The following is a 25,823-nucleotide window of genomic DNA, read 5'->3' on the forward strand; positions in this document are numbered from 1 at the left end:
GACCCCAACCCGACTACGTAGGAGGTGTTCGCCATGTTCGGAGATCTCAGGCGTTTCGACAGTGGGCCGCTGCGGGGAGCGGACCGGTTCCGGGAGCTGCTGGACGAGCTGTTTCCCGACCCCGGCCTCGCCAACATCCGTTCGGTGCCCACGGGCAGTTTTCCCATGATCAACATCGGCCGTACCGATGATGCGGTGCGAGTCTATGTCTTTGCGGCCGGGCTGTCAGCCGATGAGATGGAGATCAGTATCCAGGACAATGTCTTGACGCTGCAGGGGCGGCGTGCCGATGACGATACGGCGACGCAGGAGAGTGGCCAGCGCCCCTATTTCCGGCGTGAGCGCAGCAGGGGCGAGTTCTCCCGCTCCATCGCGCTGCCGGAAGGGCTGGATTCCGATCGCGCCGAGGCACGCTCGAAGAACGGTGTCTTCGTGATCCACCTGCCCAAGCGTGAAGAGCTCAAGCCGCGTCGTATCGAAATTCAATCCCATGATGCTTAACGACTGAGGGAGGTGAACCGCCATGAACGATGTCACACGTCGTGATACGCCCCGCGAGCCTGCCGAGGCTCAGGCCGCCGAGCGGGATCTCGGCAGGGCGCTGCAGCCATCGGTGGATATCCATGAAGAGGGCAACGCTCTGCACCTGATTGCCGATATGCCCGGCGTCACGTCCGACTCGCTGAGCATCGAGGTGGACAACAATGTGCTGACCATCGATGGTGAGATCCGCCTCGACATGCCGGAGGGGATGTCGGCGATCTATGCCGAGGTGCAGGCACAGCGCTTCGCACGTCGCTTCACCCTCAGCCACGAGATCGATGCCGGTGCGATCGAGGCTCGACTCGACAACGGCGTCCTGCACCTGCTGCTGCCGAAGAAGCAGACCCACCATCGGCGTCGCATCGAGGTCAGGGCAGCCTGATCGATCGTCGCTCTTCGAGGCGCTCTCCCACCGGGAGGGCGCCTGCATTTGCAAGCGAGGCGCGCGCTCGGTACGGTTTCCACTACGCTGGGGAAAGTGAAGGCCATAACCAAGGAGAGGAGCAATATGACTGATATTCCCCAACTACTGGGTGACGACGCCGACTACCTGCTTGATCACCGCTGCCGCGGCTTTCCTCGTGAGCAGCTGCACCTGCCCGGCCCCGATTTCATCGACCGGGTAATGAGCGACAGCGACCGCAGTCCCGCCGTGCTGCGCAACCTGCAGGCGCTGTTCAATCATGGCCGCCTGGCGGGTACCGGCTACTTGAGCCTGCTGCCGGTCGATCAGGGCATCGAGCACTCCGCCGGCGCCTCCTTCGCACCCAACCCGCGCTACTTCGACCCGGCCAACATCGTCGAGCTGGCGCTGGAGGGGGGCTGCAATGGCGTTGCCTCGACGCTCGGCGTGCTGTCCTCGGTGGCGCGCCGCTATGCCCATCGCATTCCCATGATTCTCAAGCTCAACCACAACGAGACCCTGACCTATCCGGCGCTCTATGACCAGACGCTGTTCGCCGAGGTGGAGCAGGCCCACGACATGGGCTGTGCCGCGGTGGGTGCGACCATCTATTTCGGTTCGCCGGAAAGCCGGCGACAGATCATGGAGATTAGCGAGGCCTTCGAGCGGGCCCATCAGCTGGGTATGGCGACGGTGCTCTGGGCCTACCTGCGCAACCCGGGCTTCAAGCAGGACGGCAAGGATTACCACGTGGCCGCCGACCTCACCGGCCAGGCCAACCACCTCGCCTCGACGCTGAAGGCGGATATCGTCAAGCAGAAGCTGCCGGAAACCAACGGCGGCTACAGCGATATCGGCTTTGGCCATACCCACGTCAAGGTCTACGAGGAACTGACCTCCGATCATCCCATCGACCTGGCTCGATATCAGGTAGCCTGCTGCTATATGGGGCGCGCCGGGCTGATCAACTCCGGGGGCGGCTCCAAGGGCAATACGGACCTGGGCGAGGCGGTGCGTACCGCGGTGATCAACAAGCGTGCCGGCGGCATGGGGCTGATCTCCGGCCGCAAGGCCTTCCAGAAGCCGGTTACCGAAGGCGTGGAGCTGCTCCAGGCCATCCAGGACGTCTATCTGGACAGTGGCGTGACTGTCGCCTGAGCCTGCATCCAGGCCAAAGGGAAGGAAAAAGGGCGCGACCGGTCAGGTCGCGCCCTTACTATTACCGTGCATACCGCTCAATGCCGCTGCTAATCAGCCCAGCAGCTCCTGGGCCTGCTTGACGACGTTATCGACGGTGAAGCCGAAGTGCTTGAACAGGTCGCCCGCCGGGGCGGATTCACCGTAGGTATGCATGCCGATCACCCGGCCGTCGAGGCCCACGTACTTGTACCAGTAGTCGGCGTGGCCGGCCTCGATGGCAATACGCTTGGTCACCGCTTTCGGCAGCACGCTATCGCGGTACTCGGCGTCCTGACCGTCGAAGCGATAGGCCGAAGGCATCGAGACCACGCGAACCGCATGACCCTGCCCTTCCAGTTCGGCGGCGGCCTCCATGGCCAGGCCGACCTCGGAGCCGGTGGCGATCAGGATCAGCGCCGGTGTGCCCGCGCAGTCGCGCAGGATGTACCCGCCGCGCTGGATCTCGGCCAACTGCTGCTTGGTGCGCGCCTGGTGCGGCAGGTTCTGGCGCGACAGCACCAGCGCCGTGGGTCCGGAATTGCGCTTGATGGCGGCATCCCAGGCGGCGGCGGTCTCCACCGCGTCGCAGGGGCGCCAGGTGGAAAGGTTCGGCGTGGTGCGCAGGTTGGTCAGCTGCTCGATGGGCTGGTGGGTGGGGCCGTCCTCGCCCAGGCCGATGGAGTCGTGGGTGAAGACGTAGACGGCACGCTTGCCCATCAGTGCCGCCATGCGCACCGAGTTGCGCATGTACTCCATGAAGATCAGGAAGGTGGCGCCGTAGGGAATGAACCCACCGTGGAGCACGATGCCGTTCATGATCGCGCCCATGCCGAACTCGCGCACGCCGTAGTGCAGGTAGTTGCCGCTGGCATCCTCTTTGGAGATCGCCTTGGCGCCGCTCCAGAAGGTCAGGTTGGAGGGCGCCAGGTCGGCGCTGCCGCCAAGCAGTTCGGGCAGCTGAGGGCCGAGCTCGTTCAGGCAGGCCAGCGACGCCTTGCGCGAGGCGATGCTCTCGCCCTTCTGCTGGGCCTTCTCGATCAGGGCCTCGCTGGTGATCTCCGTCGGCAGCTTGCACTGGATGCGGCGCAGGAATTCCTTGGCGAGCGCCGGATGGGCCTCGCGATAGCGCTCGAACCTGGCCTGCCAGGCTTCCTGGGCACTCTTGCCAGCTGCACGGGCGTCCCATCCCTGGTAAACCGGCTCAGGCACGTGGAAGGGGGCATGGGGCCAGCCGAGCTGCTCGCGGGCTGCGGCGACCTCGTCGTCGCCCAGCGGTGCGCCGTGGCATTCCTCCTTGCCCTGCTTGTTGGGGGCGCCGAAGCCAATCACGGTCTTGCAGATGATCAGGCTGGGCCGGTCCTCGTGGCTCTTGGCCAGCTCGATGGCCGCCTTGACCTCCTCAGGCTTGTGGCCATCGACATTGGGGACCACGTGCCAGCCGTAGGACTCGAAGCGCTTGGCGGTATCGTCGGTGAACCAGCCTTCCACCTCGCCGTCGATGGAGATGCCGTTGTCGTCGTAGAAGGTGATCAGCTTGCCCAGCCCCAGGGTGCCGGCCAGTGAGCTGACCTCATGGGAGATGCCCTCCATCAGGCAGCCGTCACCCACGAAGCACCAGGTGTTATGGTCGACGACGGTGTGCCCCGGGCGGTTGAACTGGGCCGCCAGGGTCTTCTCGGCGATTGCCATGCCCACGGCATTGGCCAAGCCCTGGCCCAGCGGGCCGGTGGTGGTCTCGATGCCGGGGGCATAGCCGAATTCCGGATGTCCCGCGGTCTTGGCATGGAGCTGACGGAAATTCTGCAGCTCCTCGAGGCTGAGGTCGTAGCCGGTCAGGTGCAGCAGCGAGTAGAGCAGCATCGAGCCGTGGCCGTTGGAGAGCACGAAGCGATCGCGGTCGGGCCATTTCGGGTCGTTGGGGTTGTGCTTCAGGTAGTCGTTCCACAGCACTTCGGCGATATCGGCCATGCCCATTGGGGCGCCGGGGTGACCGGACTTGGCCTTCTGTACGGCGTCCATGGACAGGGCGCGAATGGCATTGGCCAGTTCGAAACGGGACGGCATTGGGTTGGCTCCTCACCTGCGGCAGAATGGGTAGCCCGCTACGGCACCTAAATGCCCGCCGGGGTTGCATTCTGGCTGGGGCGCCGCAGGATGGCGGCGGCGCGGTCGAATTTCGGCCGCCTATTGTCGCCGACTTGCCGCCGGTCATCAAATGGCGGGTGTCTCAAAAGGTACCAGCGTGTAAACTCTTTGCCCCGAAAAGCCTGAATTTTCTCTCCTGCCGCATCGAGTCCACCTGTATCGGCAGGGGCTGTTATCCTGTCGAGAATTGCGCTACTGCGTTTTGCCGTTACCCAGATGGTCGAGGATGCCCATGAGCGAATACTCCCTGTTCACTTCCGAGTCCGTGTCCGAAGGACATCCGGACAAGATCGCCGACCAGATTTCCGATGCGGTGCTGGATGCGATCATCGCCCGGGACAAGCACGCTCGCGTGGCCTGCGAGACACTGGTCAAGACCGGCGTGGCGATCGTCGCCGGCGAGATCACCACATCGGCCTGGGTCGATCTCGAGGCGCTGGTGCGCGAGGTCATCACCGGTATCGGCTACACCTCCTCCGAGGTGGGCTTCGATGGCGAAACCTGCGGGGTGCTCAATCTGATCGGCAAGCAGAGCGTGGACATCGCCCAGGGCGTCGATCGTATCAAGCCCGAGGATCAGGGTGCCGGTGACCAGGGCTTGATGTTCGGCTATGCCACCAACGAGACCGCCTCCTTCATGCCGGCGCCGATCCATTACGCCCATCGACTGGTGGAGCGTCAGGCCGAGCTGCGCAAGCATGGTCTCCTGCCCTGGCTGCGCCCGGATGCCAAGAGCCAGATTACTTTCCGCTATGACGAAGCCGGCATGCCCAGCGGCGTCGAAGCGGTGGTGCTTTCGACCCAGCATGACCCGGACATCGACCCGGAAGAGCTGCGCAAGATGGTCAAGCACGAGATCATCGAGCAGGTGATCCCCGCGGAGTGGTTGACCGAGTCCACCCAGTACCACATCAACCCCACCGGCAAGTTCGTCATCGGTGGGCCGGTTGGCGACTGCGGCCTGACCGGGCGCAAGATCATCGTCGACACCTATGGCGGCATGGCGCGCCACGGTGGCGGCGCGTTTTCCGGCAAGGACCCCTCCAAGGTCGATCGCAGCGCCGCCTATGCAGGCCGCTACGTGGCCAAGAACATCGTCGCTGCGGGCCTGGCCGACAAGTGCGAAATCCAGGTTTCCTACGCCATCGGCGTGGCCCAGCCTACCTCGGTGTCCATCAACACCTTTGGTACCGGCAAGGTGGATGAGGCGCGTATCATCGAATTGGTGCGCGAGCACTTCGACCTGCGCCCCTTTGCCATCACCCGTATGCTCGACCTGCTCCACCCCATGTATCAGCTCACCGCGGCCTACGGTCATTTCGGCCGTGAGCCCTTCGAGACCTCCTACAGCTGGAAGGACGACACGGGGCAGGAGCAGACGGAGACCTTCACGGCCTTTCCCTGGGAGCGGGTCGATCGTGCCCAGGCGCTGCGGCAGGCCGCCGGCCTGTAATCACTGCCTGCAGCCATACTTGCGCTGATGACTGACGCCCGGCTTCGAGCCGGGCGTTTGCGTCGTGTGCCGCAGGACTCCTGGTGCTAGCGTGAAAGGGATGATTTGGCATTGGGCCCCCCGCTGGGCCTATAGTGAGGGTCACCGATTTCATTCGACGAGGTGACGCATGAACCAGGCCGCCGTTTCTGCCCTGAACGCTCAGGACTACAAGGTCGCCGATATCGCGCTGGCCGACTGGGGGCGTCGCGAGATTCGCATCGCCGAGACCGAGATGCCTGCACTGATGGCGATCCGCAGGAAATACCATGCAGAGCAGCCGCTGGCGGGAGCCCGTATCGCCGGATGCATCCACATGACCATCCAGACGGCGGTGCTGATCGAAACCCTGATCGACCTGGGGGCTTCGGTTCGCTGGTCCTCGTGCAATATCTTCTCTACACAGGATCATGCTGCCGCCGCCATTGCCGCCGCCGGCATCCCGGTGTTCGCCTGGAAGGGCGAGACGGAGGAGGAGTTCTGGTGGTGCATCGAGCAGACCGTGGAAGGCCCCGACGACTGGCGACCCAACATGGTGCTGGACGACGGCGGTGACCTCACGGCACTGATGCACGAGAAGCGACCTGAGCTGCTGGCCGAGGTTCATGGTATCTCGGAGGAGACCACCACCGGCGTCCATCGGCTTCAGGAGATGTTGCGCGACGGCTTGCTCAAGGTGCCGGCGATCAACGTCAACGATGCCGTGACCAAGTCGAAGAACGACAACAAGTATGGCTGCCGCCATTCGCTCAACGATGCGATCAAGCGCGGCCTGGACCACCTGCTGGCCGGCAAGCAGGCGCTGGTGGTGGGCTACGGCGACGTGGGCAAGGGCTCGGCGGCGTCGCTGCGCCAGGAGGGGATGATCGTCAAGGTCTCCGAGATCGACCCGATCTGTGCCATGCAGGCGTGCATGGACGGCTTTGAAGTGGTGTCGCCCTATGTGGATGGCGTCAATCGTGGGCGTGACAGCATCGATCGAGCACTGCTGGGTCGAATCGACCTGGTAGTGACCTGCACCGGCAATATCCGGGCCTGCGATGCCGACATGCTCGAGGCGCTCAAGGCCGGCGCCGTGGTCTGCAATATCGGCCACTTCGACAACGAGATCGATACCGGCTACATGCGTCGCCACTGGCACTGGGAGGAGATCAAGCCTCAGGTGCACAAGGTCTACCGCGACAGCAAGCCGGGCAGCTTCGACCCGGCAAGCAGCGACTACCTGCTGCTGCTCTCCGAAGGCCGCCTGGTGAACCTGGGCAACGCCACGGGCCACCCCTCGCGGATCATGGACGGCTCCTTCGCCAATCAGGTGCTGGCGCAGATCCATCTCTTCGAGCGGCGCTTCGCCGACCTGCCCGAGGCGGAGCGGCGCGACGGCCTGGAAGTCACCGTGCTGCCGCGTCATCTCGACGAAGAGGTGGCCCGCTACATGGTCGAGGGCTTCGGCGGGGTGCTCACGCGCCAGTCCGAGGGCCAGGCCGAGTACACCGGGGTGCCGGTGGAGGGGCCGTTCAAGCCCGACACCTATCGCTACTAGCCATCGACGAAGGCGAGGAAGCGTCCGGCAACCAGGGCGGAGAGCCACAGGCCAAGTGACAGTGCGCCGCTGATACGCAGCCGTAGCGCCGTTGCCTTGGCCAGCCCCGGCCCCAGGTTGAGCAGCAGGGCATTGGCGATCGCCAGGCCGATCAGTCCCAGCTTGAGCTGGAAGAGCGGCATGCCGGCATAGCCGGTGGGGTCGGCGAGAAACAGCATGCCACCCATGGCGATGGCCAGCAGCAGCCCGCCGATAGCCACCGGCTGCAGCAACCGGGCCAGTGCGCAAAGCGGGAGGTCGCGGCGCCACCCCATCAGGCGCAGGTCGAGGGCAGCGATGGCGCCGATCATCAGGCCAATACCCAGCACATGCAGAGCGTTGACCGCGGCATAGCCCCACCGCGACAGGCGCATCCACTCGGCCAGCGGGGTCGCCGCAAGCCGAGTCAGCAGCTCTTCCATCGTGCTTAGATGCGCCCGGGGTAGAGGACGTAGTGCTCTTCGCCGATCCACAGCTGCTCGGCCTTGAGCAGCCGTTCAGCGGCATGTTCGCCGGACACGCGCAGGGTCACCCCTTCGGCCAGGTCGCCCTCTTCCAGGCCGGCGCGCTCGTTGCGCCAGGGCTGCCCCACCTCTACCGTCCACTCCTCCCCGTCGACGTCCAGGGTCAGCTCGCCGTGGGGATTGCCCAGGCGTACCCAGGTGATGGTGCCGCTGAGTTCGATGGTCTCGCCACCGATCCAGCCATGGTGTGCCTGGGCAGGGCTTACGAACAGCAGCAGGGCGCACAACAGGGCGCCCCAACCGACTCCTGATAGCCGTGACATGGTCCTCTCCTTCCTGTGCAGGGGTTTCCTTACAGGCTAGCCATGCCGGCATGGGTTGCAAGACGGCTGATGGGTGGGCAGCCCTATTTCACCCCAGCCCGGTCAGGCGTATCAGGCCCTCCAGGTAGAAGGGAATCAGCAACGGTGCCGCCAGGGTGGTCAGCAGCACCGCAATGGCCCCCTTTTCCGGCCGGATGCCCAGTTCCATGGCGACCACCACCACGTTGGCGGCCATGGGCACTACCCCCACCAGCAGCAGGGCCATGGCCAGCTCGATCGGCAGTGAAAAGAACGCCTGCAAACCGAGCACGGCCAGCAGTGCGACCAGGGGCCAAAGGCCGAAACGCACCGCCACGCAGGCGCTGATGAAGCGGCCGTCGAATTCCCTTACCGATACGCGGCTCAGGGTCATGCCGATGATCATCATGCCCAGCAGAGTATAAGTAGCCGGGAACACGGCGAGCCCGTCCATCACCGCGACAGGTACCGTCAGCCCCAGGCCGCTGAACAGCAGCGCGGCGAGGAAGGCGTAGATCAGCGGCAGCCGAGTAATCTTGATCAGGCTCTGGCGGACCGTAAACTGCCCACGGGCGCTGAGGTAGAAGCCCACCGTGAACTCGTAGAGGGTGACCCCGAGAACACAGAACAGGTAGAGGGTCACGCCTTCGGGGGGCAGCAGGACCATGGCGACCGGCAGGCCAAAGTAGCCGGTGTTGCCGGTGCCGGCCGAAAAGGCCAGCAGGGCGCTCTCCTGGGCGGGGAGGAAGCGCTTGCCCACCTGATTGACGAGGATAGCCATCAGACTGGCCAGCGCGAACAGTGCCAGGGTCAGAAGCAGGTATCCCGGTGTCGGGCCGCCGAGTGTGAGCCCGCGAAAGAAGGTCAGCGGGGCGATGAGGTAGATCAGCAGCGTGGCGATGGGGCGTGGGTCCACGGCCAGGTGTCGCGCCGCCAGCCAGCCCAGGCCGACGAAGGCCAGCAGTGTCCAGAGAGGGCCCATCAGGGCGCCGGGGTCGATCATCGTCCTTGCCAATCCCTTGCCGAAAGCAGCCATGATGCCTGCCATCTTCACTGTTGTCAGCGTGGAGTCTCTACCGCAGCGCTCAACATGACCGTTGCTAATGCATAGGTGCGGAAACTTTCATTGGTCACCCCGGGGGCGTGTCGGCAAAATGGTGAGCCTGGACTCGCACCAGAGTGAACAATACATCGTGGCGCGGCCCATTCTGGCCTCGCCGGCTAACGAAGAGAGAGTGACCGATGAGCACGCAGGCACACCCGCTGGGTATCAGCTACGAATTCTTTCCGCCCAATACCGACCTTGGGCGGGAGAAGCTGATGGGCGTGCGCGATGCCCTTGCCGAACGCAACCCGCGCTTCTTCTCGGTGACCTACGGCGCCGGCGGTTCCACTCAGGCTCGCACCCTCAATACCGTGCAGACCGTGCGCGAGTCGGGCATCACCACCGCCCCGCATCTCTCCTGTATCGGCAGCGAGAAAGCCCAGCTGCGTGACCTGCTGCATCGCTATCGTGAGCAGGGCATCGACAGCCTGGTGGCGCTGAGGGGGGATCTTCCCTCAGGCATGGGCGGCATCGGCGAGCTGCGCTACGCCAACGAGCTCGTCGAGTTCATCCGTGAGGAGACCGGCGATCACTTCGAGATCGCAGTGGCGGCCTATCCGGAGTCACACCCCCAGGCGCCCAGTTTCGAGAAGGATCTGGAGAACTTCGTGCGCAAGATGCAGGCGGGCGCCAACCTCGCCGTCACCCAGTATTTTTTCACCGCCGATGCCTATTTCCACTTCGTGGATCGGGCGCGTTCGCTGGGCGTCGAGGCGCCCATTATCCCGGGCATCATGCCGATCACGAACTACACCAAGCTGGCACGCTTTTCCGACGCCTGCGGCGCAGAGATCCCGCGCTGGATTCGCAAGCAGCTCGAGGCCTATGGCGATGACAGCGCATCCATCGCGGCCTTCGGCGAGGAAGTGGTTTCACGGCTGTGCCAGCGCCTGCTGGACGGCGGGGCACCGGGCCTGCACTTCTACACGCTCAACCAGGCGGCGCCCTGTCTGCGTATCCTCGATAATTTGAGTTGAGGTACTGGCTGGCTGTCATTGCAGCGTCTAGCTTGATCCATGCATGTCCATGGAATCAGGAACAGGAGACGCTAGATGCGCAATGCCATTCTACCGGGAGTCGCTGCCGCCTCCCTTCTGCTGGCCGTCAGTGCCAGCCACGCCGATGAGCGACATGACGTCGAGATGCATCTGGTCAGCACCGATGGTATCGAGGAGGCCATCGGTACCATCACGCTGGAAGAGAGCCACGATGGCCTGCTGCTTACGCCCGACTTGAGGGGGCTGCCCCCGGGTGTCCTCGGCTTTCACGTGCATGAGCATGCCAGCTGCGAGCCAAGCGAGAACGATGATGGCGAGATGACCGCGGCCGGCGAGGCGGGCGGGCACTATGATCCCGACGATATCGATACCCATCAGGGCCCCTATGGCGACGGCCACCTGGGTGATCTGCCGGTACTGGTCGTCAATGAGGAGGGTGAAGCCACCCTGCCGGTGCTGGCGCCGCGACTCAGCCTGGACCACATGGACGGGCGCAGCCTGATGATCCATGTAGGTGGCGACACCTACTCGGACGAGCCTCACCTTGGCGGTGGTGGTGATCGCATGGCCTGCGGCACGGTCGAGTTCTGACGGCCGGCAGCATGACCACAGCAGACGGCCCCGCCTTGGCGGGGCCGTCTGCTGTGGTGCCGGGGGTCAGTCGGTGGTGTCCGTTGGTATTGCTTCGTCGATGGCGTCAGCGTCGGCGATGTCTGCCGATTCCTCCTCCGGGCGCATCTCCGGCGGCAGCATGGCAGTCGGTACCTCGAGGCCTTGCTCCTCGTAATAGCGCACCGCTCCGGGGTGGAACCAGAGCACGTCGTTCTTGTCCAGGTGTTCCGCCCTGGCTTCAGCCATCGCAGGGTGGATCGCCTCCATGGTTTCGCTGTCATCCAGTACCAGCTTCATCAACGCATAGACAAAGCTCTCGGGGAGGTCCTTGTGGCCGATGGCGAAGTTCCAGAAGGCCACTGACGCATGGGGAGCATCCATGGACGCGTAGGTATCGGCGGGGATCTCGAACGAGGCGACCGGGAAGGTCTCCATCAGCGTGGCCTGCTCGTCCTCGGTCAGCCCGAACATTTGCACATCATGGTTGCGCTCGAGGCGCTGGAAGGCGTGGATCGGCAGGCCGGCACAGAAGGCAAAGGCATCGCTGAGCCGCGACGGCAGGTAGTCCGCCAGGTGATTGGCCCCGGCATACTGCAGGTGGACGTCCTCGATGCCCAGTGCGTCCAGAAACTGTGGCCAGTAGGCGGCACAGGTGCCGCCCATGGGACCCACGCCGACCCGCTTGCCGCTCAGGTCCTCGATGCTCTCGATCCCCGAGTCGGCCATCGTCACCACATGGAAGGGTGTCTGGTACATGGGAAAGAGGGCGCGGACGTTGCGCATCTCTTCGCCGGGAGCGGCGACGCCCTCTCCGTCCCACAGCTCCCGGGCCGGACCCAGGGTAACCAGGCCCAGCTCCGCTTCTCCCGTATGGACCAGTGTCATGTTGTGGTAGGGCCCGCCGGTGGCCTGGGACAAGGCAAGTACGTCCAGCTTGTCGCTGATGTGGGTCACCAGGCCGTCGCCAACGACCTGATAGGTGCCGCCGAGGGAGGCGGTACCCAGGTGGACTCGCTCGGGCCAGTCGCCGTGCTCGTCGGAGAGGGCGTTGTCGGCCAGCAGAGTGCTGGCCAACAGGCTGCCAGCGGCAAGGAGGGGGAGGATCTTACACCGTAAGCTAGCCATGGCTTGCCTCCTGTGTTTGTGCGGTCTTGCTGACAAAACGGCCGGAGCGGCGGATGCCGCCCCGGCCGGGCTTGCTGGCGTTCGAGCTGAGGGCTCAGTCGAGTCGAGGACTCAGTTCGAGACGCCGGGCTTGGCCTTGAGGGCGGCGGCTTGCCACAGGAAGACCAGCCCCCCGATGCCCAGGCCGACCAGGTCGGTCATCCAGCCGCCGGCAATCATCGACAGCGCCGCCGCGAGCAGCAGGACGCGCTGAACGAGGTTGGCCACGCCGTTGAGGAACCAGCCCTGAACGGCGGCGGCCAGCAGGTAGATGCCGATTGCGGCAGTGATGGCAACGCGCAGGATCTGCATCCAGGTTCCGTCCATCAGCAGCGCCGGGCTGTAGAAGAACATGAAGGGCACGATGAAGGCGGCCAGGCCGAACTTGAAGGAGGTCATGGCCGTTTTCAGCGGATCCGTGTTGGCGATGGCCGCGGCGGCATAGCCCGCCAGTGCCACGGGTGGCGTTATCGCCGATAGCACCGCGTAGTAGAACACGAAGAAGTGGGCGACCAGCGGTGGAATGCCGATCTGCTGCAGGCCGGGGGCGACCACGGAGGCCGCGACGGCGTAGGCCGCGGTGGTGGGCATGCCCATGCCCAGCAGGATCGAGATACACATGGCGAAGAACAGCGCCAGCAGGTGGCTGGCATCGGCGATGCCAAGCAGCATGGAGGCGAAGCGGGCGCCGACCCCGGTCAGCGAGATGACACCGACGATGATGCCGGCACAGGCACAGACGGCGATCAGCGGTATGGCCATGCGGGCGCCCAGCGACAGTGCGTTGAGCAGTGCCTTGGGCCCCATCCAGTGCGGGGTGAACCAGGAGACGACGGCGGCGCTGACCATGGCCAGGGTACCGGCGCGAATCACCGAGTAGCCCATGAACAGGGTGCCGATCAGGATGATGATGGGCAGGAAGAGATAGACCTGCTTGACCAGTTTGCGGAACTGCGGGATCTCGTCCTTGCTCATGCCCTCCATGCCGTCGCGGCGTGCTTCCAGGTCGACCATCAGGTAGATGGAGAGGAAGTAGAGCGCGGCGGGAATCAGCGCGGCAACGGCAATCTCGGTATAGGGGATGCCGGTGATCTCGGCCATGATGAAGGCGCCGGCGCCCATGATCGGCGGCACGATCTGCCCACCGGTGGAGGCGGCCGCCTCGATACCGCCGGCACTGCGCGGATGGTAGCCCACCTTCTTCATCAGCGGGATTGTCAGCGAACCGGTGGCTACGACGTTACCGGCGGAGGTGCCGTTGATCATGCCCATCAGGCCGGAAGCGAAGACTGCCACCTTGGCCGGGCCACCCCTGGCGCGGCCGGCAGCGGCGAAGGCAAAGTTGATGAAATAGTCACCCACCTTGGAGGCCTGCAAAAAGGCGGCAAAGGTGATGAAGAGAATAATGTACGTCGACGATACGGCGGTGGTTGGGCCGAGGATGCCGTTGTCGGTGTAGAGATAGGTGAAGAAACGTGACGCCGAGTAACCGCGATGCTCGAGAAGGCCCGGCAGGTAGGGTCCGGCAAAGGCATAGATCAGGAAGACACCGGTTATGATGATCAGAGCGAGGCCTGCCACGCGACGGGTCAGTTCCATGATCAGGGCCACGCCCACGGCGGCGATCATGAATTCGGTCTGGCCGGCAAACGGGGTGCCAGCGGCCATGCGCCAGCGATTGAGCACGAGAACCAGATAGGCGGCAACGAGGATCGAAGCGACGATCAAAATGGCATCGGCCCAGTGGATGGAGCGGCTGGAGCTCCGCCAGACCCAGCTGCTGACCAGGGCAATGGTGGTGGCGAATACCAGCGACCAGCTCAGGTGTACGACCAGCCAGTTGGCGGGCGGTGTGCCGGTTTCACGCATATACCAGGCATAGAGAATCGTGAAGGTGGCATAAGTAATGGCAGCCGCCGCGGGAATCAGGGCAAACCACTCGAGGCGATTGATGCGTACCTGTTCGGGGCTGCGATCCAGGGTCATGGCCGCGGTGATGGCGAAGCCGACGGCGAGGCCGCCTGCCACGTGAATGATGCGAAATGTCCAGGTCTCGATGGGAGAGACATTGAGCGCATAGAGGTGCATGGCCGTGAACAGCACACAGGCGGCGAAGACCGTCTGGCCGACGAGGCCGGAGAGTACCCGCTCATTATGTGCGATGGGAATGTCAGCGACCCCATCTGTGCCAATCTTGGTGGCGGCTTCGTTGGGTTGGGTTTCGTGAGTCATGCCGGAGTGCCTAGAAGGTTACGGAGGCCTGCCTAGGGGCGAGGCGTTGACGCCGGCCCTAAGGCCGGCGTCGTTGGTGCGTTGAGTGAACTCAGCCGCGCAGGTCTTCCGGGATGTCGTAGCCGTTCTCTTCGAACCAGCGCACAGCACCCGGATGCCAGGGCAGGAAGGTGTTGTGCTCGAAGTTCTCGGGCACGGTCTCACGCGCGGCACCGTGGATCTGCTGCATGCGCTCCTGGTTCTCCATCACGGTCTTGGTCACTTCATAGACCAGCGACTCCGGCATGTCCTTATGAGTGATGGCGAAGTTCCAGATCGAGACGGCCGGCAGGTCTTCTTCCAGGCTGTTGTAGACGGATGCCGGAATCGCCGCAGGCGACAGCTCGGGATAGTCGCCCAGGAACTGTCCCATCTCGTCTTCGGAGAAGGAGAAGATGTTGACGTTGGCCTGGGCTTCGAGCTGGCTGAAGGCGGAGATCGGCACGCCGGCAGCGAAGGCAAAGGCATCGATCAGGCCATCCTGAAGCTGGCCTGCCTGGTCGGAGGCGCCACCGTTACGGGTGTCGACGTCGAGGCCGAGCTTGTCGAACAGCTGCGGGTAGTACATGTCCGACGTACCGCCGGCCGGGCCTACGCCCACGGTCTTGCCGTCCAGATCTGAGACGGAAGTGATGTTGGAGCCTTGCAGGGTGATGATCTGCAGGGTGGTCTGGTACATCGGGAAGACGGCACGGATGTCGGTGTGCTCGACACCCGGCGCCAGCTCGCTCTCACCGATCCAGGCCTGGTAGGCCGGGCCCATGGTGACCATGCCGAAGTCGTGCTCACCCATCTGGACCAGAGTGGCATTCTGCACCGGGCCGCCGGTCACTTCCGCGCCGAAGGAGACGCCGATGGCGTCACCAACCATGTTGGCCCAGCCTGACCCGTAAATGTAGTAGGTGCCGCCCTGGCTGGCGGTACCCACGGTCAGGCTGCGGGGCCAGTCTTCGCGGTCATCGGCCTGGACGCCGGTTGCTACCAGAGCGGCGCTCAAGCAGGAGGTTACGATCAGCTTGGATGCTGCGTTTCGCATGGTGTCACTCCAATCGAGTTGTCGTTATGAGAGCGTTACGCATTCGTGAAGAGAACGAACGCTCGAGAAATCTGGCGTACAACACCCAGTATAGGCAATCGGCATGCCTTGAGAAGGAAAATGCCATTCGCTCAAGAACTTGTGAAAAGTCTTGTCGACTAAGGTCGAAAGCGGTGGCAGTCGCTTTGGCTGGGAAATCGCACGGGTAGGGTAGGGAAGTGTGCGGATATTCACACACACTACCTTGTCGGATCGGGGGGCGAGTGGATCAGTGCGGCAATCAGCCGGCTCGCTTGGTGCAGGTCGTTCATCAGCGTCGAGGCAAGCCATGGATCCAGCCGTTGCTGGCGGAGTCGCTCGGCCAGCTCATGCTGCCAGCGGTAGCGAACGGCCTGTACCGGGTCGCCGATATCTGAAGCCTCGGGCGCTTCGGCCAGCCTGTTCAGGCCAAGGGCAAGGGCGAGGCGGAGCTCGTCATGGGCTTCTCGAAGGGGACTGGTACTCGCCGAATGGCGCAGCAGACTTCTCTGCAACACCTCGCCGAAGCGTACTGCCTCCACCATACGCAGTGCCTGGTCCCGAAGGTTGTCCAGATGTGTCTGCTGCTTGTCGGTAAGGGGCGTATCGATTTGTGAATGAAAGGCGAGTATTTCGGCCAGAAGCGGCTTGATCCGCTCCTGGTAGCGGGCATTGACTGCAGGCCAGGTGTCGGGGTCGATACGTGCCTCGACGGCTTCACGCTGCGGTGGGTGGCCGATGACATCGGCGCTGGGCATCAGGATGGCGGTGCAGAGGAGATGATAGGCGCGACGATTGAGGCGCTGACACTCCTGCTCCATGGCGGCTGTGGCGGTATCGGCGTGCTCCAGTGCGGCCTTGTCGAGATAGCGGGCCTGGGCGGGGGGCAGGCGAGTCGGCTCCGGAAAGCGACGCTCCAGCGTACTCGCCAGGCGGGGAATCAGCGGCAGCATCACCGCGATACCCAGCAGATTGAAAAGCGTATGGAAAAGCGCCAGCTTGAGTGGCCAGGCCGTGTCTGTCATCCCGATGACTGTCGCAATGCCATCGACCAGCCAGGCAAGGGGCATCAGGAGCAGCAGCGCGATGGCGGCAGTGACAAGGTTGAAGACCACATGGGCGCCCGCCAGGCGGCGCGCGGCTGCCCCGGCGGCCAAGGCGCCAAGTACCGCTGTTACCGTGGTCCCCACATTGGCACCAATGGCAATGGCCAGGGCCGGCAGATAGGGAAGCTGCCCCGAGGCGAGGGCGGTCAGGGTCAGCAGCAGGGTGGCATGGCTTGACTGCATGACCACGGTGGCGATGATGCCGAACAACACGAAAAGTGGCCAGTGCCACAGCTGGTCCCCACCCAGGCCGTCGAGCCTGAGCCCGTCCTGCCAGGTTTCGAAGCCCAGTTTCATGAAATCGATGCCCAGGAAAAGCAGCCCGATACCCAGCACCAGGCCGGCAATGCCGGAAAGAACCCCGCGTGAGAGACGGCTACCGAGCAGCCCGAGCGCCAGCAGTGGCATGGCGTAGTGAGCCAGGTCAAAGCGCAGACCGGCGCTGGCGATGAGCCAGGCGCCGGTGGTGGTGCCCAGGTTTGCGCCGAACAGCAGGGCAATCGCACCGGCCAGGGTTATCAGCCCTGCGCTGACGAAGGACATGGCGAGCAGCGTGATCAGCGAACTGGACTGTACCAGAGCCGTGGCTAGCGCGCCCATGCCAATGGCTCGCGCGGGGCTTCGGGTGGCGCTGTGCAGCCAGCGATCGAGCGTGCCGCCGGAGAGTCGCTTGACCCCTTCTTCCAAATGGGACATGCCCCACAGGAACAGGCCAAGCCCTGCCGCCAGGGTGGCAAGATCAGGTCGTGCCAGCAGCAGTGCCGTTGCCGCGAATAGCCCGAACAGCGCCAGGCGGCGGCGCATTTCCCCGGGTAGAGCTCCCTTGGCTGCTGCGTCCCTGCGAGGCACGATCAGCGCCCTTTGGGATCGAGAATCCTGACAGTCTGAATGTTGTCGTTGCGCTGTTCCTCACGCTCCCGGTTGACCCGGGTTTCCAGCTCGTCGTGGGCATCGTCCGCGATGGCGGCCTGCTCGAAGAAGTCGCAGTTGACGCAGTCGCGATAGCGAATGCCGTTCTGCTCCCAGGCGCGGATGCGGTCCATCTCGGCGCAGCGAGGGCAGATGGCGCCGGCGATAAAGCGTTTCTGAACGGCCATGGAAACTCCCGTATGTCAGCCAACGGGGCGGACATGCCCCGATGGCGGTCGATGATACCCGAGTGGCGTGGTATCGGGTCAGGCGGCATGAATTCCGCTATGACGCAGCAGCGGCTCAACGCTGGGTTCGCGGCCCCGGAACGCCCGGAACAGCTCGGCGGCATCCCGGGCGCCACCCTGCTCGAGAATCTCGTGGCGGAAACGCTGGCCGGTCTCGGGATCGAAGATCCCGGCTTCCTCGAAGGCGCTCCAGGCATCGGCGGAGAGCACCTCGGCCCACTTGTAGCTGTAGTAGCCCGCCGCGTAGCCGCCGGCGAAGACATGGCTGAAACCGTTCTGGAAACGGTTGAAATCGGCCCGGGGTACCACCGAGACGGCGGCACGCACGTCGTCGAGCAGCGCCTGTACGTCGGCGGCCGTGGGGGCGGCCAGCTCATGATGCAGGCGCAGGTCGAACAGGGAGAACTCGAGCTGGCGCACCAGGCCCATGGCCGACTGGAAGTTCCTGGCGTCCTGCAGGCGCTCGAGCAGCTCGCTCGGCAGCGCTTCGCCGGTGTCGACATGACCGGCGATCAGGTCCAGCCCTTCGTGCTCCCAGCAGAAGTTCTCCATGAACTGGCTGGGAAGTTCCACGGCGTCCCATGCCACCCCGTTGATGCCGGAGATATCGGCTACGGTCTGACGGGTCAGCATATGATGCAGCCCATGCCCGAATTCGTGGAACAGGGTGGTGACCTCGTCATGGGTCAGCAGGGCGGGCCTGTCGCCCACCGGGCGGGTGAAGTTGCAGGTGAGGTAGGCCACCGGCAGCTGCAGGGAACCATCTTCACGACAGCGTCGCACCCGGCACTCGTCCATCCAGGCGCCGCCGCGCTTGCCTTCTCGGGCGTAAAGGTCGAGATAGAAGCCGGCGATGGCCTGGCCGTGCTCGAGGATCTGGAAGTAGCGAACTTCCGGGTGGTAGCGCGGGGCCGAGGCATCCTCCTGGAATGTCACGCCATAGAGACGCTCGACGACCCGGAACAGCCCGTCCACCACCCGGGGCGCCGGGAAGTAGGGACGCAGCTGCTCCTGGGAAATGGCGTGGCGCGCTTCGCGCAGCTTCTCGCTGGCATAGCCCACGTCCCACGGAGCCAGCTCGGTGATGCCCAGCTCGCTGCGGGCGAATTCAGCCAGCTCCTCGAACTCTTTGTGGGCCTGGGGCACCGCGCGCCTGGCCAGGTCGTTCAGGAAATCGATCGCCTGTTCTGGCGACTCGGCCATCTTGGTGGTCAGTGAGTAGTCGGCATAGGTGGCAAAGCCAAGCAATTCGGCCAGCTCGCGTCGCAGCCGCAGGGTCTCCTCGATAATCGGTGCGTTGTCGTATTTGCCGGCGTTGGGTCCCTGGTCGGAGGCGCGGGTGACGAAGGCCGTGTAGACCTCGCGGCGCAGCGATGCATCGTCGGCGAAGGTCAGCACCGGATAGAAGCTGGGAAAGTCCAGGGTGATGCGATAGCCGCGCGCATTCTTGGCCTCGGCGTTGGCGGCGAGCGTCGCCAGGGCGCTCTCCGGCAGGCCGGCCAGCTGGGCAGCGTCGTCGATGTCCTTGTGCCATGCCTGGGTGGCATCCAGCAGCTGGTTGGAGAAGGTGTTCGATAGTTCGGAGAGCCGCGACTTGATCTCACCGTAGCGACGCTTCTTCTCCACAGGGAGGTCGACGCCGGCGAGATGAAAGTCGCGCAGGGTATTGTCGATGCTGCGGCGCTGCCCTTCATCCAGCGAGTTCCAGTCAATGCCCTCCTTCAGCCCCTGCCAGGCCCGGAACAAGCCTTCGTGCTGGCCAAGCCAGGTGCTGTAGTCGGAAAGCTGGCCGAGGCAGGCCTGATACGCTTCGCGAAGCTCGGGTGTGTTCATGGTGCCATTGAGATGAGAGACCGGCGACCAGGCCCGGGAGAGGCGATCGTTGAGGGCCTCCAGGGGAGCGGCGAGGCTTTCCCAGGTCGGGCTCTTTTGCTCTGCCTGTGCAACCAGCGTCTCGATGGCTGCACGGTTTTCCGCAATCAGCTTTTCGATGGCGGGTGCCACATGGGCCGGGGCAATATCGGCAAAGGGTGGCAGGTCGTGGGAGTCGAGCAGCGGATTGTGGGACATGCACACCTCGTGGACAGGGCTGATGGTTGGTAGTCGTCAGGGTAAGACGTGATTGGCTTTAGATGCGGCCGGACAGGCTGGGTTTCAATGCATCATGGGGTATCGAGGGAGTTGGTGCCATCGAGCCGGCCTGATAGGCTTGCGGCCTTCACGAAGCAGAGGCCGACGGCATGAACGCAACCCTGGAGCGCTGGAGTACCCGGCGGGCCTTTATCCTGGCGGTGACCGGTGCAGCCGTAGGGCTCGGAAATATCTGGCGTTTTCCCTATATCACGGGTGAGAACGGTGGGGCCGCATTTCTGGTGCTCTATGTGGCATTCGTGCTGCTGCTGGGGCTGCCGGTGATGATGGCCGAGATCCTGGTCGGGCGCGCTGGCCGCCGTTCGCCGATGCAGTCGCTGGGGCATCTTGCCTCAGCTGCCGGTGCCAGCAGCCACTGGCGTTGGCTGGGGCTCTTCGGCGCCTTTACGGTGTTCTGCATTCTCTCGTTCTATTCGGTGGTATCGGGCTGGTCGATCGAGTTTCTGGTGGCATCGGTCAACGGCAGCTTCGTGGGGCGCAGCGCCGCCGAGATCGGGGCTGGCTTCGACGCCTTTCTTGCCGACCCACGGCGCATGACCTTCAATCACACGCTTTTCCTCTTCATGACCATGAGTGTGGTGGCCGCCGGCGTGGCCAAGGGGCTCGAGCGGCTCAACAATCTTCTGATGCCGCTGCTTTACCTGCTCCTTCTGCTGCTGGCCGGCTATGCGGCGACCACGGCAGGGTTCCGGCCGGCCCTGGCGTGGCTGTTTCAGCCCGACTTCGCAATGATAACGCCCCTCGTCGTGATGCATGCCATGGGTCACGCCTTCTTCACCCTGGCAGTGGGAGCCTGTGCATTGATGGCCTATGGTGCCTACATGCCCGAGCGGCAGAGCCTGCCCCGTGCCGCCGCCGCGGTGGCGACTCTCGATGTGGGCGTGGCTCTGCTGGCGGGTATTGCCATCTTCTCGGTGGTGTTCGCCCAGGGCATGGACCCCGCCGAGGGGCCGGGCCTGATGTTCGTGACGCTGCCGATTGCCTTCGCCGAACTGCCCTGGGGCGCGCTGTGGTTGAGCACCTTCTTCCTGCTGCTGCTGCTGGCGACCTGGACCTCGTCGATCAACCTGGCCGAGCCGATGGTCGCCACGCTGCAGGGCCTGGGACTCGGGCGCGGCCAGGCCGCCGCGGTCATCGGCGTGGCGGTGTGGCTGATGGGCCTGCTGTCGGTGCTGTCGTTCTCGACGCTGGCTGAATGGCGTCCGCTGGCGGGCATGAACGTCTTCGACCTGGTGACGACTATTCCCACCGAGATATTCCTGCCGGTGGGCGGCCTGCTGATAGCCGTCTTTGCGGCCTGGGTCATGCCGCAAGGGGCTGCCCGGGGTGCCCTGGGTGTCGGAGAGCCGGGCTTTCGCCTCTGGCTGGGGGTGGTACGCTGGGTATCGATTCCACTGACGGTCCTGGTGCTGGCTGCCGGGCTGCTATGACATGGCCGGCGAGCCGGCCAAAGGAGGCGAGATGCAAGCGGGAAACCCTATTCGCAGCTGGAAGGGCGTGACCCCGAGCCTGGGAGAGCGGGTCTATGTGGACCCGGCCAGCGTGGTGCTGGGCGACGTCGTGCTGGGCGATGACAGCTCGGTCTGGCCCATGACGGTCATCCGTGGCGACATGCACCGCATTCGTATCGGTGCGCGTACCAGCGTGCAGGATGGCAGCGTGCTGCATATCACCCATGCCAGCGACTTCAATCCCGATGGCTTTCCGCTCACCATCGGCGATGACGTGACCATCGGCCACAAGGCGGTCCTGCACGGGTGCACTCTGGGTAACCGCATTCTGGTGGGCATGGGGTCCATCGTCATGGATGGCGCCGTGGTCGAGGATGAGGTCATCATTGCCGCCGGGGCGCTGGTGACGCCAGGCAAGCGTCTGGAGAGCGGGCATGTGTATGCCGGCAATCCGGCCAGGGCGATGCGGCCGATCAAAGAGAGCGAACGTGCCTTCTTTCCCTATACCGCGGGCAACTACGTGAAGCTCAAGGATGAGTACCTGGCAGCACAGGAATAACCCTCTAACACGTTGTTTTTTCATGCCGAGCTGGGCGATAATCTGGTAATTTATCCAGTATTTCTTGTCCAAGGCTTCAGGGAGTCCGACCCGGCATGGCCGATTTTCGCACCCACCTCAGTGCCGCCGTGGGCGGCGGTGTCCTGCTGGCCGTCACCGGCTGGCAGGGCGGCCTCTGGACACCGGCCGAGGCACTGCCGCTGGCGGTACTGACCGCCTTCGGCGGCATCCTGCCGGATATCGATGCCGATCACTCCCACGCCGTGCGGCTGATCTTCAATACCATGGCCGTGCTGGCGGTGATGGTGGGCGTGCTATTGCTGCACGCTCGGCTGGAGCCGGGTGCGCTGCTGATGGTCTGCGGCGGGCTCTATATCGGGGTGCGCCATGTGCTGAGCCCGATCTTCAAGCGCTTCTCCGTGCACCGCGGGATCTGGCACTCGTTGCTGGCCGCCGTGCTGTGCGGACTGGCGACCAGCGTGGCCAGCTACCACTTCCTGGCCCAGGAGGGCCGGCTTGCCTGGGCCCAGGGGCTGGCGCTGGTGCTGGGCTATCTGATCCATCTGGCGCTGGACGAGCTCTATAGCGTGGATCTAACCGGGGCGCGGCTCAAGCGCTCCTTCGGCACGGCGCTCAAGCCGTTCGACTACCGCGCCCCTCGCAACTCTCTCCTCATGCTGCTGCTGGTGGCCGGCATGGTGCCCTGGCTGCCGCCCTGGTCGGTATTGGGCGAGCTGGTCGCTCAGGGCTTGACCTTCTGGCGGTAGTCCTCGGCCTTGAGCCCGTATTTCTTCAGCTTGTCATAGAGAGTCTTGCGCGGCAGGCCCAGGTGTTCGCAGACGTCATTGATACGTCCGCGGTGGCTGGCCAGCGACTGGCTGATGAGACTCTTCTCGAATAGCTCGACCTGCTGCGGCAGGGCCAGGTCGGCACCGGCGGTCTCGACGCCCTCGAGCAGGGCGTCGAGGCGATAGTCGAAGGCCGAGCCCAGCAGCACATAGCGCTCGGCCAGGTTGCGCAGCTCGCGGACGTTGCCGGGCCAGTCATGGGCCATCAGCGCCGAGACGCCACGTGCGTCAAGGGGCGGCGCCTCCAGGCCGCTGCGATTGGCCGCGACCACGGCGAAGTGCTGGAAGAGCAGCGGGATATCCTCGCGGCGATCCCGCAGCGGCGGAATCGGCAGGGTGACCACATTGAGGCGGTAGTAGAGGTCCTCGCGGAACTGGCCCTCCTCGGCGGCGACCTTGAGGTCGACCTTGGTGGCGGCAATGACCCGGATATCCAACGGCACCGGTTCATTGGCGCCCAGCCGTTCGACACAGCGCTCCTGCAGCACACGCAGCAGCTTGACCTGCAGCGCCAGGGGCATGGACTCGATCTCGTCGAGGAAGACGGTGCCGCCGTTGGCATGTTCGAACTTGCCGATACGGCGCTCCACGGCGCCGGTGAATGCCCCCTTCTCGTGACCGAACAGTTCCGACTCGATGATGCTTTCCGGTACCGCCCCACAGTTGATGGCGACGAACGGGTGTCCGCCGCGTGGGCTGCGCTCATGGATGGCGCGAGCCACCAGGTCCTTGCCGGTACCGGTTTCGCCGAACAGCAGAACGTCTGTCTGGACCTGGCCGATACGCTGGATCATGGAGGCCAGGCGCTGGATGGCCAGGGTGCGCCCCACCAGGCGCGGGCCTGGAGCGGCCTGCTGCGCTTCCAGCTCGGCCTTGAGCCGGCGGTTCTCCAGGCTCAGGCGGCGCTTGTCGACGCCGCGGCGCACCATCTCCACCAGGCGCTCGCCGGCAAAGGGTTTTTCCAGGAAGTCCCAGGCGCCTTCCCGCATCGCCTCCACGGCGGTGGAAATGTCACCGTGGCCGGTGATCAGGATGACTGGCAGGTCGGGGTCGCGCAGGCGTACCTCTTTCAGCAGGGCCATGCCGTCCATCCCGGGCATGCGTATATCACTGACGATGACGCCGGGAAAATCGGGCATGAGCTTTTCCAGAGCGCTCTCCGCGCTGGAGTGAGGCTCGGGCAGGTAGCCGGCCAGCTCCAGGGTCTGGCCGGCTGTGATGCGCAAATGGGGTTCATCATCGACGATCAGTACCGGTGCGGCCGCCGGGTCATGCATGGGAGGTTGGCTCCTGGGTCTGTGCGAGGCGGGATCTCTCGGGATCGCCGTCACGGGTCAGGGTAATGGTAAAGAGGGCGCCGGCACCAGTGAGGTTGGCGGCATTGAGCCGCCCCCCCAGGTCGTCGATGATGCGTGACGATATCGAAAGCCCTAGCCCCAGTCCGCTACCGGGTGTCTTGGTGGTGAAGAAGGGCTCGAAGATGCGTGACAGGTGCTCCTCGGGTATGCCCGGCCCGTTGTCGGCAACGCTGATACGCACGTGGCGGTCGTCGGCATCGATAGCGAGAGTCAGCTTTGGTTCTGGGGTGTCGGCCATGGCCTGCAGGGCATTGCCGATCAGGTTGACCAGCACCTGCTCGAGGCGGACCAGATCGGCATGGACCCAGATCGCTTCATCAGTCCAGTGACGTATGATCTCCACCTCGCTGCTGCGCAGCCGTGCCTGGTAGAGGCGCAGCGCATAGTCAATACAGGCCTGTACCGAAACGGCGGTCATGGCGCCGCCGCTCTTGCGCGAAAACTGGCGCAGCTGGGCGCTGATCTCCGCCATGCGTTCGGTGAGCTCGACGACCTGAGCCAGGTTGGCATCGGCGGCATCCTGTCGGCTGCGGGCGAGGAAGGCCCTGGCGTTCTCTGCATAGGCGCGGATGGCAGCCAGTGGCTGGTTGAGCTCATGGTTGATACCGGCGGCAAGCTGGCCGAGGACGGCGAGCTTGGCCGCCTGGATCAGCTCATCCTGGGTCTGGCGCAGGCTCTCCTCGGCCCGACGGCGCTCCTCGATCTCGTCGGAGAGCAGGCGGTTGGTTTCCACCAGGTCACGGGTGCGGTGTTCCACATTGCGCTCGAGTTCGTCCCTGGCGCGGGCAAGGGTGCGGCGTTCGCGTTCGGCGAACAGCTCACGCTCGCGACGCAGCCTGAGACGTTGCCAGCCGACACCGCCGGCCAGCACGACCACGCCATAGAGGCCCCCGGCAAGCAGCGCGGCCAGCCACTGCGCATTGTTTACCGGGTCGAGCGGCTTGAGAATATGCATGTTCCAGCCGAGCTCCTCCATATGCCGGGTCAGGCCAAGATAGTTGCCTTCGGCCAGGGGGCCATCGGCGAACCGTACCAGGCGACTCCCGTCTTCCCGGTATTCGTATGCCTCGATGCCCGACGGGGAGAGCGGCTCGTCAGCATAGCGCCGGGTGGCAAGCAGAGACTGGTGCTCCTGTTCGGAGAGAGGGTAGAGCGCAGTCATCTGCAGTTCGGGCCGGCTGGCCATGAAGATGATGTTATCCGCATCGGTGACCAGCAGTTCGGCGTCCTGCTCTGCCCAGCCCTCCTCGACAGCATCGAGGAGTACCTTGATGACCATCACCCCATAGGGCTGGGCATCCGGGGCCGTATCATCGAGCCATACCGGGGCCGAAAAGTAGTAGCCTCGCTCCAGTGACTGGGTGCCAAGACCGAAGAAGCGGCCGCGCTGGCCTTCGATGGCGTCCTGGTAATAGCTGCGGAAGGCGTAGTTGTGGCCAATGAAGGTGTTTTCCAGATGCCAGTTGCTGGCTGCCAGCGTCGTGCCCATGCGATCCAGCAGGTAGACGTCGGAGACATCGGCGATGGCGCGGAACTGGTCCAGCAGCAGGTTCAGCGGCATGGGATTCTGGTTCCAGTGGTTGGCCAGGAATCGCCTTACCATTTCGCGGGAAGCCAGCAATTGAGGGAGATAGTCATGTCGCGTCAGGTGGCCTTCCAGGCCAGAGGCAGAGAGGCGCAGCTCATTCTCGGCCTCTCGGACCATGTTCTGCAGGACCTGCTCGCGGGCGGTCTGGGATGCCTGCCACACGACGATGACCAGGCCCAGCGGTATCAGCAGCAGCAACAGTCGGCGCAGGGAGCGAGAAATTCTCGGTGGGCGATGCGGACCTTTCAAACGGGA

Annotated in this window: 22 protein-coding genes; 10 read left to right on the forward strand and 12 right to left on the reverse strand. The window is 64.4% G+C overall.

Features of this window, described 5'->3' with window-relative positions; genetic code table 11:
- Window positions 1-33 precede the first annotated feature (33 nt).
- From KZO25_RS16645 to KZO25_RS16655, 3 genes are all read left to right on the forward strand, one after another.
- The gene (locus tag KZO25_RS16645) at window positions 34-501 is read left to right on the forward strand and encodes an Hsp20/alpha crystallin family protein (RefSeq protein ID WP_066443437.1); all 468 of its coding nucleotides are present in this window, start codon (window positions 34-36) and stop codon (window positions 499-501) included.
- A 22-nt stretch (window positions 502-523) separates the two neighbouring features.
- Window positions 524-925 carry an Hsp20/alpha crystallin family protein gene (locus KZO25_RS16650; protein WP_223137837.1) on the forward strand — a complete coding sequence of 134 codons (402 nt, stop codon included), beginning with the start codon at window positions 524-526 and terminating at the stop codon, window positions 923-925.
- A gap of 126 nt (window positions 926-1,051) precedes the next feature.
- On the forward strand, window positions 1,052-2,104 hold the full coding sequence (locus tag KZO25_RS16655; RefSeq protein ID WP_223137838.1) for a class I fructose-bisphosphate aldolase: 1,053 nt from the start codon (window positions 1,052-1,054) through the stop codon (window positions 2,102-2,104).
- Between the two features lie 93 nt (window positions 2,105-2,197).
- Here KZO25_RS16655 and tkt read toward each other — a convergent pair whose 3' ends face one another.
- Window positions 2,198-4,189 (reverse strand): transketolase, encoded by a 1,992-nt coding sequence (tkt, locus tag KZO25_RS16660; RefSeq protein ID WP_223137839.1) that lies wholly within the window; start codon window positions 4,187-4,189, stop codon window positions 2,198-2,200.
- 313 nt (window positions 4,190-4,502) lie between these two features.
- Here tkt and metK point away from each other — a divergent pair, with 313 nt between their 5' ends.
- Window positions 4,503-5,723 (forward strand): methionine adenosyltransferase, encoded by a 1,221-nt coding sequence (gene metK / locus KZO25_RS16665; RefSeq protein ID WP_066443455.1) that lies wholly within the window; start codon window positions 4,503-4,505, stop codon window positions 5,721-5,723.
- A gap of 169 nt (window positions 5,724-5,892) precedes the next feature.
- Window positions 5,893-7,302, forward strand: coding sequence for an adenosylhomocysteinase (gene ahcY, locus KZO25_RS16670; protein ID WP_223137840.1), 1,410 nt, complete (start codon window positions 5,893-5,895; stop codon window positions 7,300-7,302).
- On the opposite strand, the gene KZO25_RS16675 is transcribed toward ahcY, so the two are convergent.
- The 3 genes from KZO25_RS16675 to KZO25_RS16685 all read right to left on the reverse strand — a co-directional run bounded on the left by KZO25_RS16675 (window position 7,299) and on the right by KZO25_RS16685 (window position 9,182).
- Window positions 7,299-7,763 carry a hypothetical protein gene (locus tag KZO25_RS16675; RefSeq protein ID WP_223137841.1) on the reverse strand — a complete coding sequence of 155 codons (465 nt, stop codon included), beginning with the start codon at window positions 7,761-7,763 and terminating at the stop codon, window positions 7,299-7,301. The genes ahcY and KZO25_RS16675 overlap by 4 nt on opposite strands.
- Before the next feature lie 5 nt (window positions 7,764-7,768).
- On the reverse strand, window positions 7,769-8,128 hold the full coding sequence (locus KZO25_RS16680) for a DUF6152 family protein (protein WP_223137842.1): 360 nt from the start codon (window positions 8,126-8,128) through the stop codon (window positions 7,769-7,771).
- A gap of 88 nt (window positions 8,129-8,216) precedes the next feature.
- Window positions 8,217-9,182, reverse strand: a complete 966-nt coding sequence (locus KZO25_RS16685) for an AEC family transporter (RefSeq protein WP_262489096.1) — start codon at window positions 9,180-9,182, stop codon at window positions 8,217-8,219.
- Between the two features lie 206 nt (window positions 9,183-9,388).
- Between KZO25_RS16685 and metF the strand changes: the two genes are divergently transcribed.
- Window positions 9,389-10,228 carry a methylenetetrahydrofolate reductase [NAD(P)H] gene (metF, locus tag KZO25_RS16690; protein ID WP_066443473.1) on the forward strand — a complete coding sequence of 280 codons (840 nt, stop codon included), beginning with the start codon at window positions 9,389-9,391 and terminating at the stop codon, window positions 10,226-10,228.
- Window positions 10,229-10,303: 75 nt separating this feature from the next.
- Window positions 10,304-10,840: a superoxide dismutase family protein gene (gene sodC / locus KZO25_RS16695; RefSeq protein ID WP_223137843.1), complete on the forward strand. Its 537-nt coding sequence runs from the start codon at window positions 10,304-10,306 to the stop codon at window positions 10,838-10,840.
- 66 nt (window positions 10,841-10,906) lie between these two features.
- Here sodC and KZO25_RS16700 read toward each other — a convergent pair whose 3' ends face one another.
- From KZO25_RS16700 to prlC, 6 genes are all read right to left on the reverse strand, one after another.
- Window positions 10,907-11,986, reverse strand: coding sequence for a TAXI family TRAP transporter solute-binding subunit (locus KZO25_RS16700; protein ID WP_223137844.1), 1,080 nt, complete (start codon window positions 11,984-11,986; stop codon window positions 10,907-10,909).
- Between the two features lie 111 nt (window positions 11,987-12,097).
- Window positions 12,098-14,257, reverse strand: a complete 2,160-nt coding sequence (locus tag KZO25_RS16705; protein ID WP_066443486.1) for a TRAP transporter permease — start codon at window positions 14,255-14,257, stop codon at window positions 12,098-12,100.
- A gap of 91 nt (window positions 14,258-14,348) precedes the next feature.
- Window positions 14,349-15,332 (reverse strand): TAXI family TRAP transporter solute-binding subunit, encoded by a 984-nt coding sequence (locus tag KZO25_RS16710; protein WP_223137845.1) that lies wholly within the window; start codon window positions 15,330-15,332, stop codon window positions 14,349-14,351.
- A 239-nt stretch (window positions 15,333-15,571) separates the two neighbouring features.
- Window positions 15,572-17,260, reverse strand: coding sequence for a Na/Pi cotransporter family protein (locus KZO25_RS16715; protein WP_223137846.1), 1,689 nt, complete (start codon window positions 17,258-17,260; stop codon window positions 15,572-15,574).
- Between the two features lie 47 nt (window positions 17,261-17,307).
- On the reverse strand, window positions 17,308-17,553 hold the full coding sequence (locus KZO25_RS16720; RefSeq protein ID WP_223137847.1) for a YheV family putative zinc ribbon protein: 246 nt from the start codon (window positions 17,551-17,553) through the stop codon (window positions 17,308-17,310).
- A gap of 78 nt (window positions 17,554-17,631) precedes the next feature.
- Entirely contained in the window at window positions 17,632-19,683 is a 2,052-nt protein-coding gene (gene prlC, locus KZO25_RS16725) for an oligopeptidase A (protein ID WP_223137848.1), read from the reverse strand.
- A gap of 170 nt (window positions 19,684-19,853) precedes the next feature.
- Between prlC and KZO25_RS16730 the strand changes: the two genes are divergently transcribed.
- From KZO25_RS16730 to KZO25_RS16740, 3 genes are all read left to right on the forward strand, one after another.
- Complete coding sequence (locus KZO25_RS16730) at window positions 19,854-21,194, forward strand: sodium-dependent transporter (protein WP_223137849.1); 1,341 nt, start codon at window positions 19,854-19,856, stop codon at window positions 21,192-21,194.
- Window positions 21,195-21,225: 31 nt separating this feature from the next.
- Window positions 21,226-21,774 carry a gamma carbonic anhydrase family protein gene (locus tag KZO25_RS16735; RefSeq protein WP_223137850.1) on the forward strand — a complete coding sequence of 183 codons (549 nt, stop codon included), beginning with the start codon at window positions 21,226-21,228 and terminating at the stop codon, window positions 21,772-21,774.
- A 95-nt stretch (window positions 21,775-21,869) separates the two neighbouring features.
- On the forward strand, window positions 21,870-22,541 hold the full coding sequence (locus KZO25_RS16740; RefSeq protein WP_223137851.1) for a metal-dependent hydrolase: 672 nt from the start codon (window positions 21,870-21,872) through the stop codon (window positions 22,539-22,541).
- Here KZO25_RS16740 and KZO25_RS16745 read toward each other — a convergent pair.
- Both KZO25_RS16745 and KZO25_RS16750 read right to left on the reverse strand, forming a co-directional pair.
- On the reverse strand, window positions 22,517-23,899 hold the full coding sequence (locus tag KZO25_RS16745; protein ID WP_223137852.1) for a sigma-54-dependent transcriptional regulator: 1,383 nt from the start codon (window positions 23,897-23,899) through the stop codon (window positions 22,517-22,519). The two genes, KZO25_RS16740 and KZO25_RS16745, sit on opposite strands and share 25 nt — an antisense overlap.
- The gene (locus tag KZO25_RS16750) at window positions 23,892-25,817 is read right to left on the reverse strand and encodes an ATP-binding protein (RefSeq protein WP_066443504.1); all 1,926 of its coding nucleotides are present in this window, start codon (window positions 25,815-25,817) and stop codon (window positions 23,892-23,894) included. The genes KZO25_RS16745 and KZO25_RS16750 overlap by 8 nt, the downstream gene beginning before the upstream one ends.
- Between the last annotated feature and the right edge of the window lie 6 nt (window positions 25,818-25,823).

This window comes from Halomonas sp. ANAO-440 (genome assembly GCF_019915905.1).
Taxonomy (GTDB): domain Bacteria; phylum Pseudomonadota; class Gammaproteobacteria; order Pseudomonadales; family Halomonadaceae; genus Halomonas; species Halomonas chromatireducens.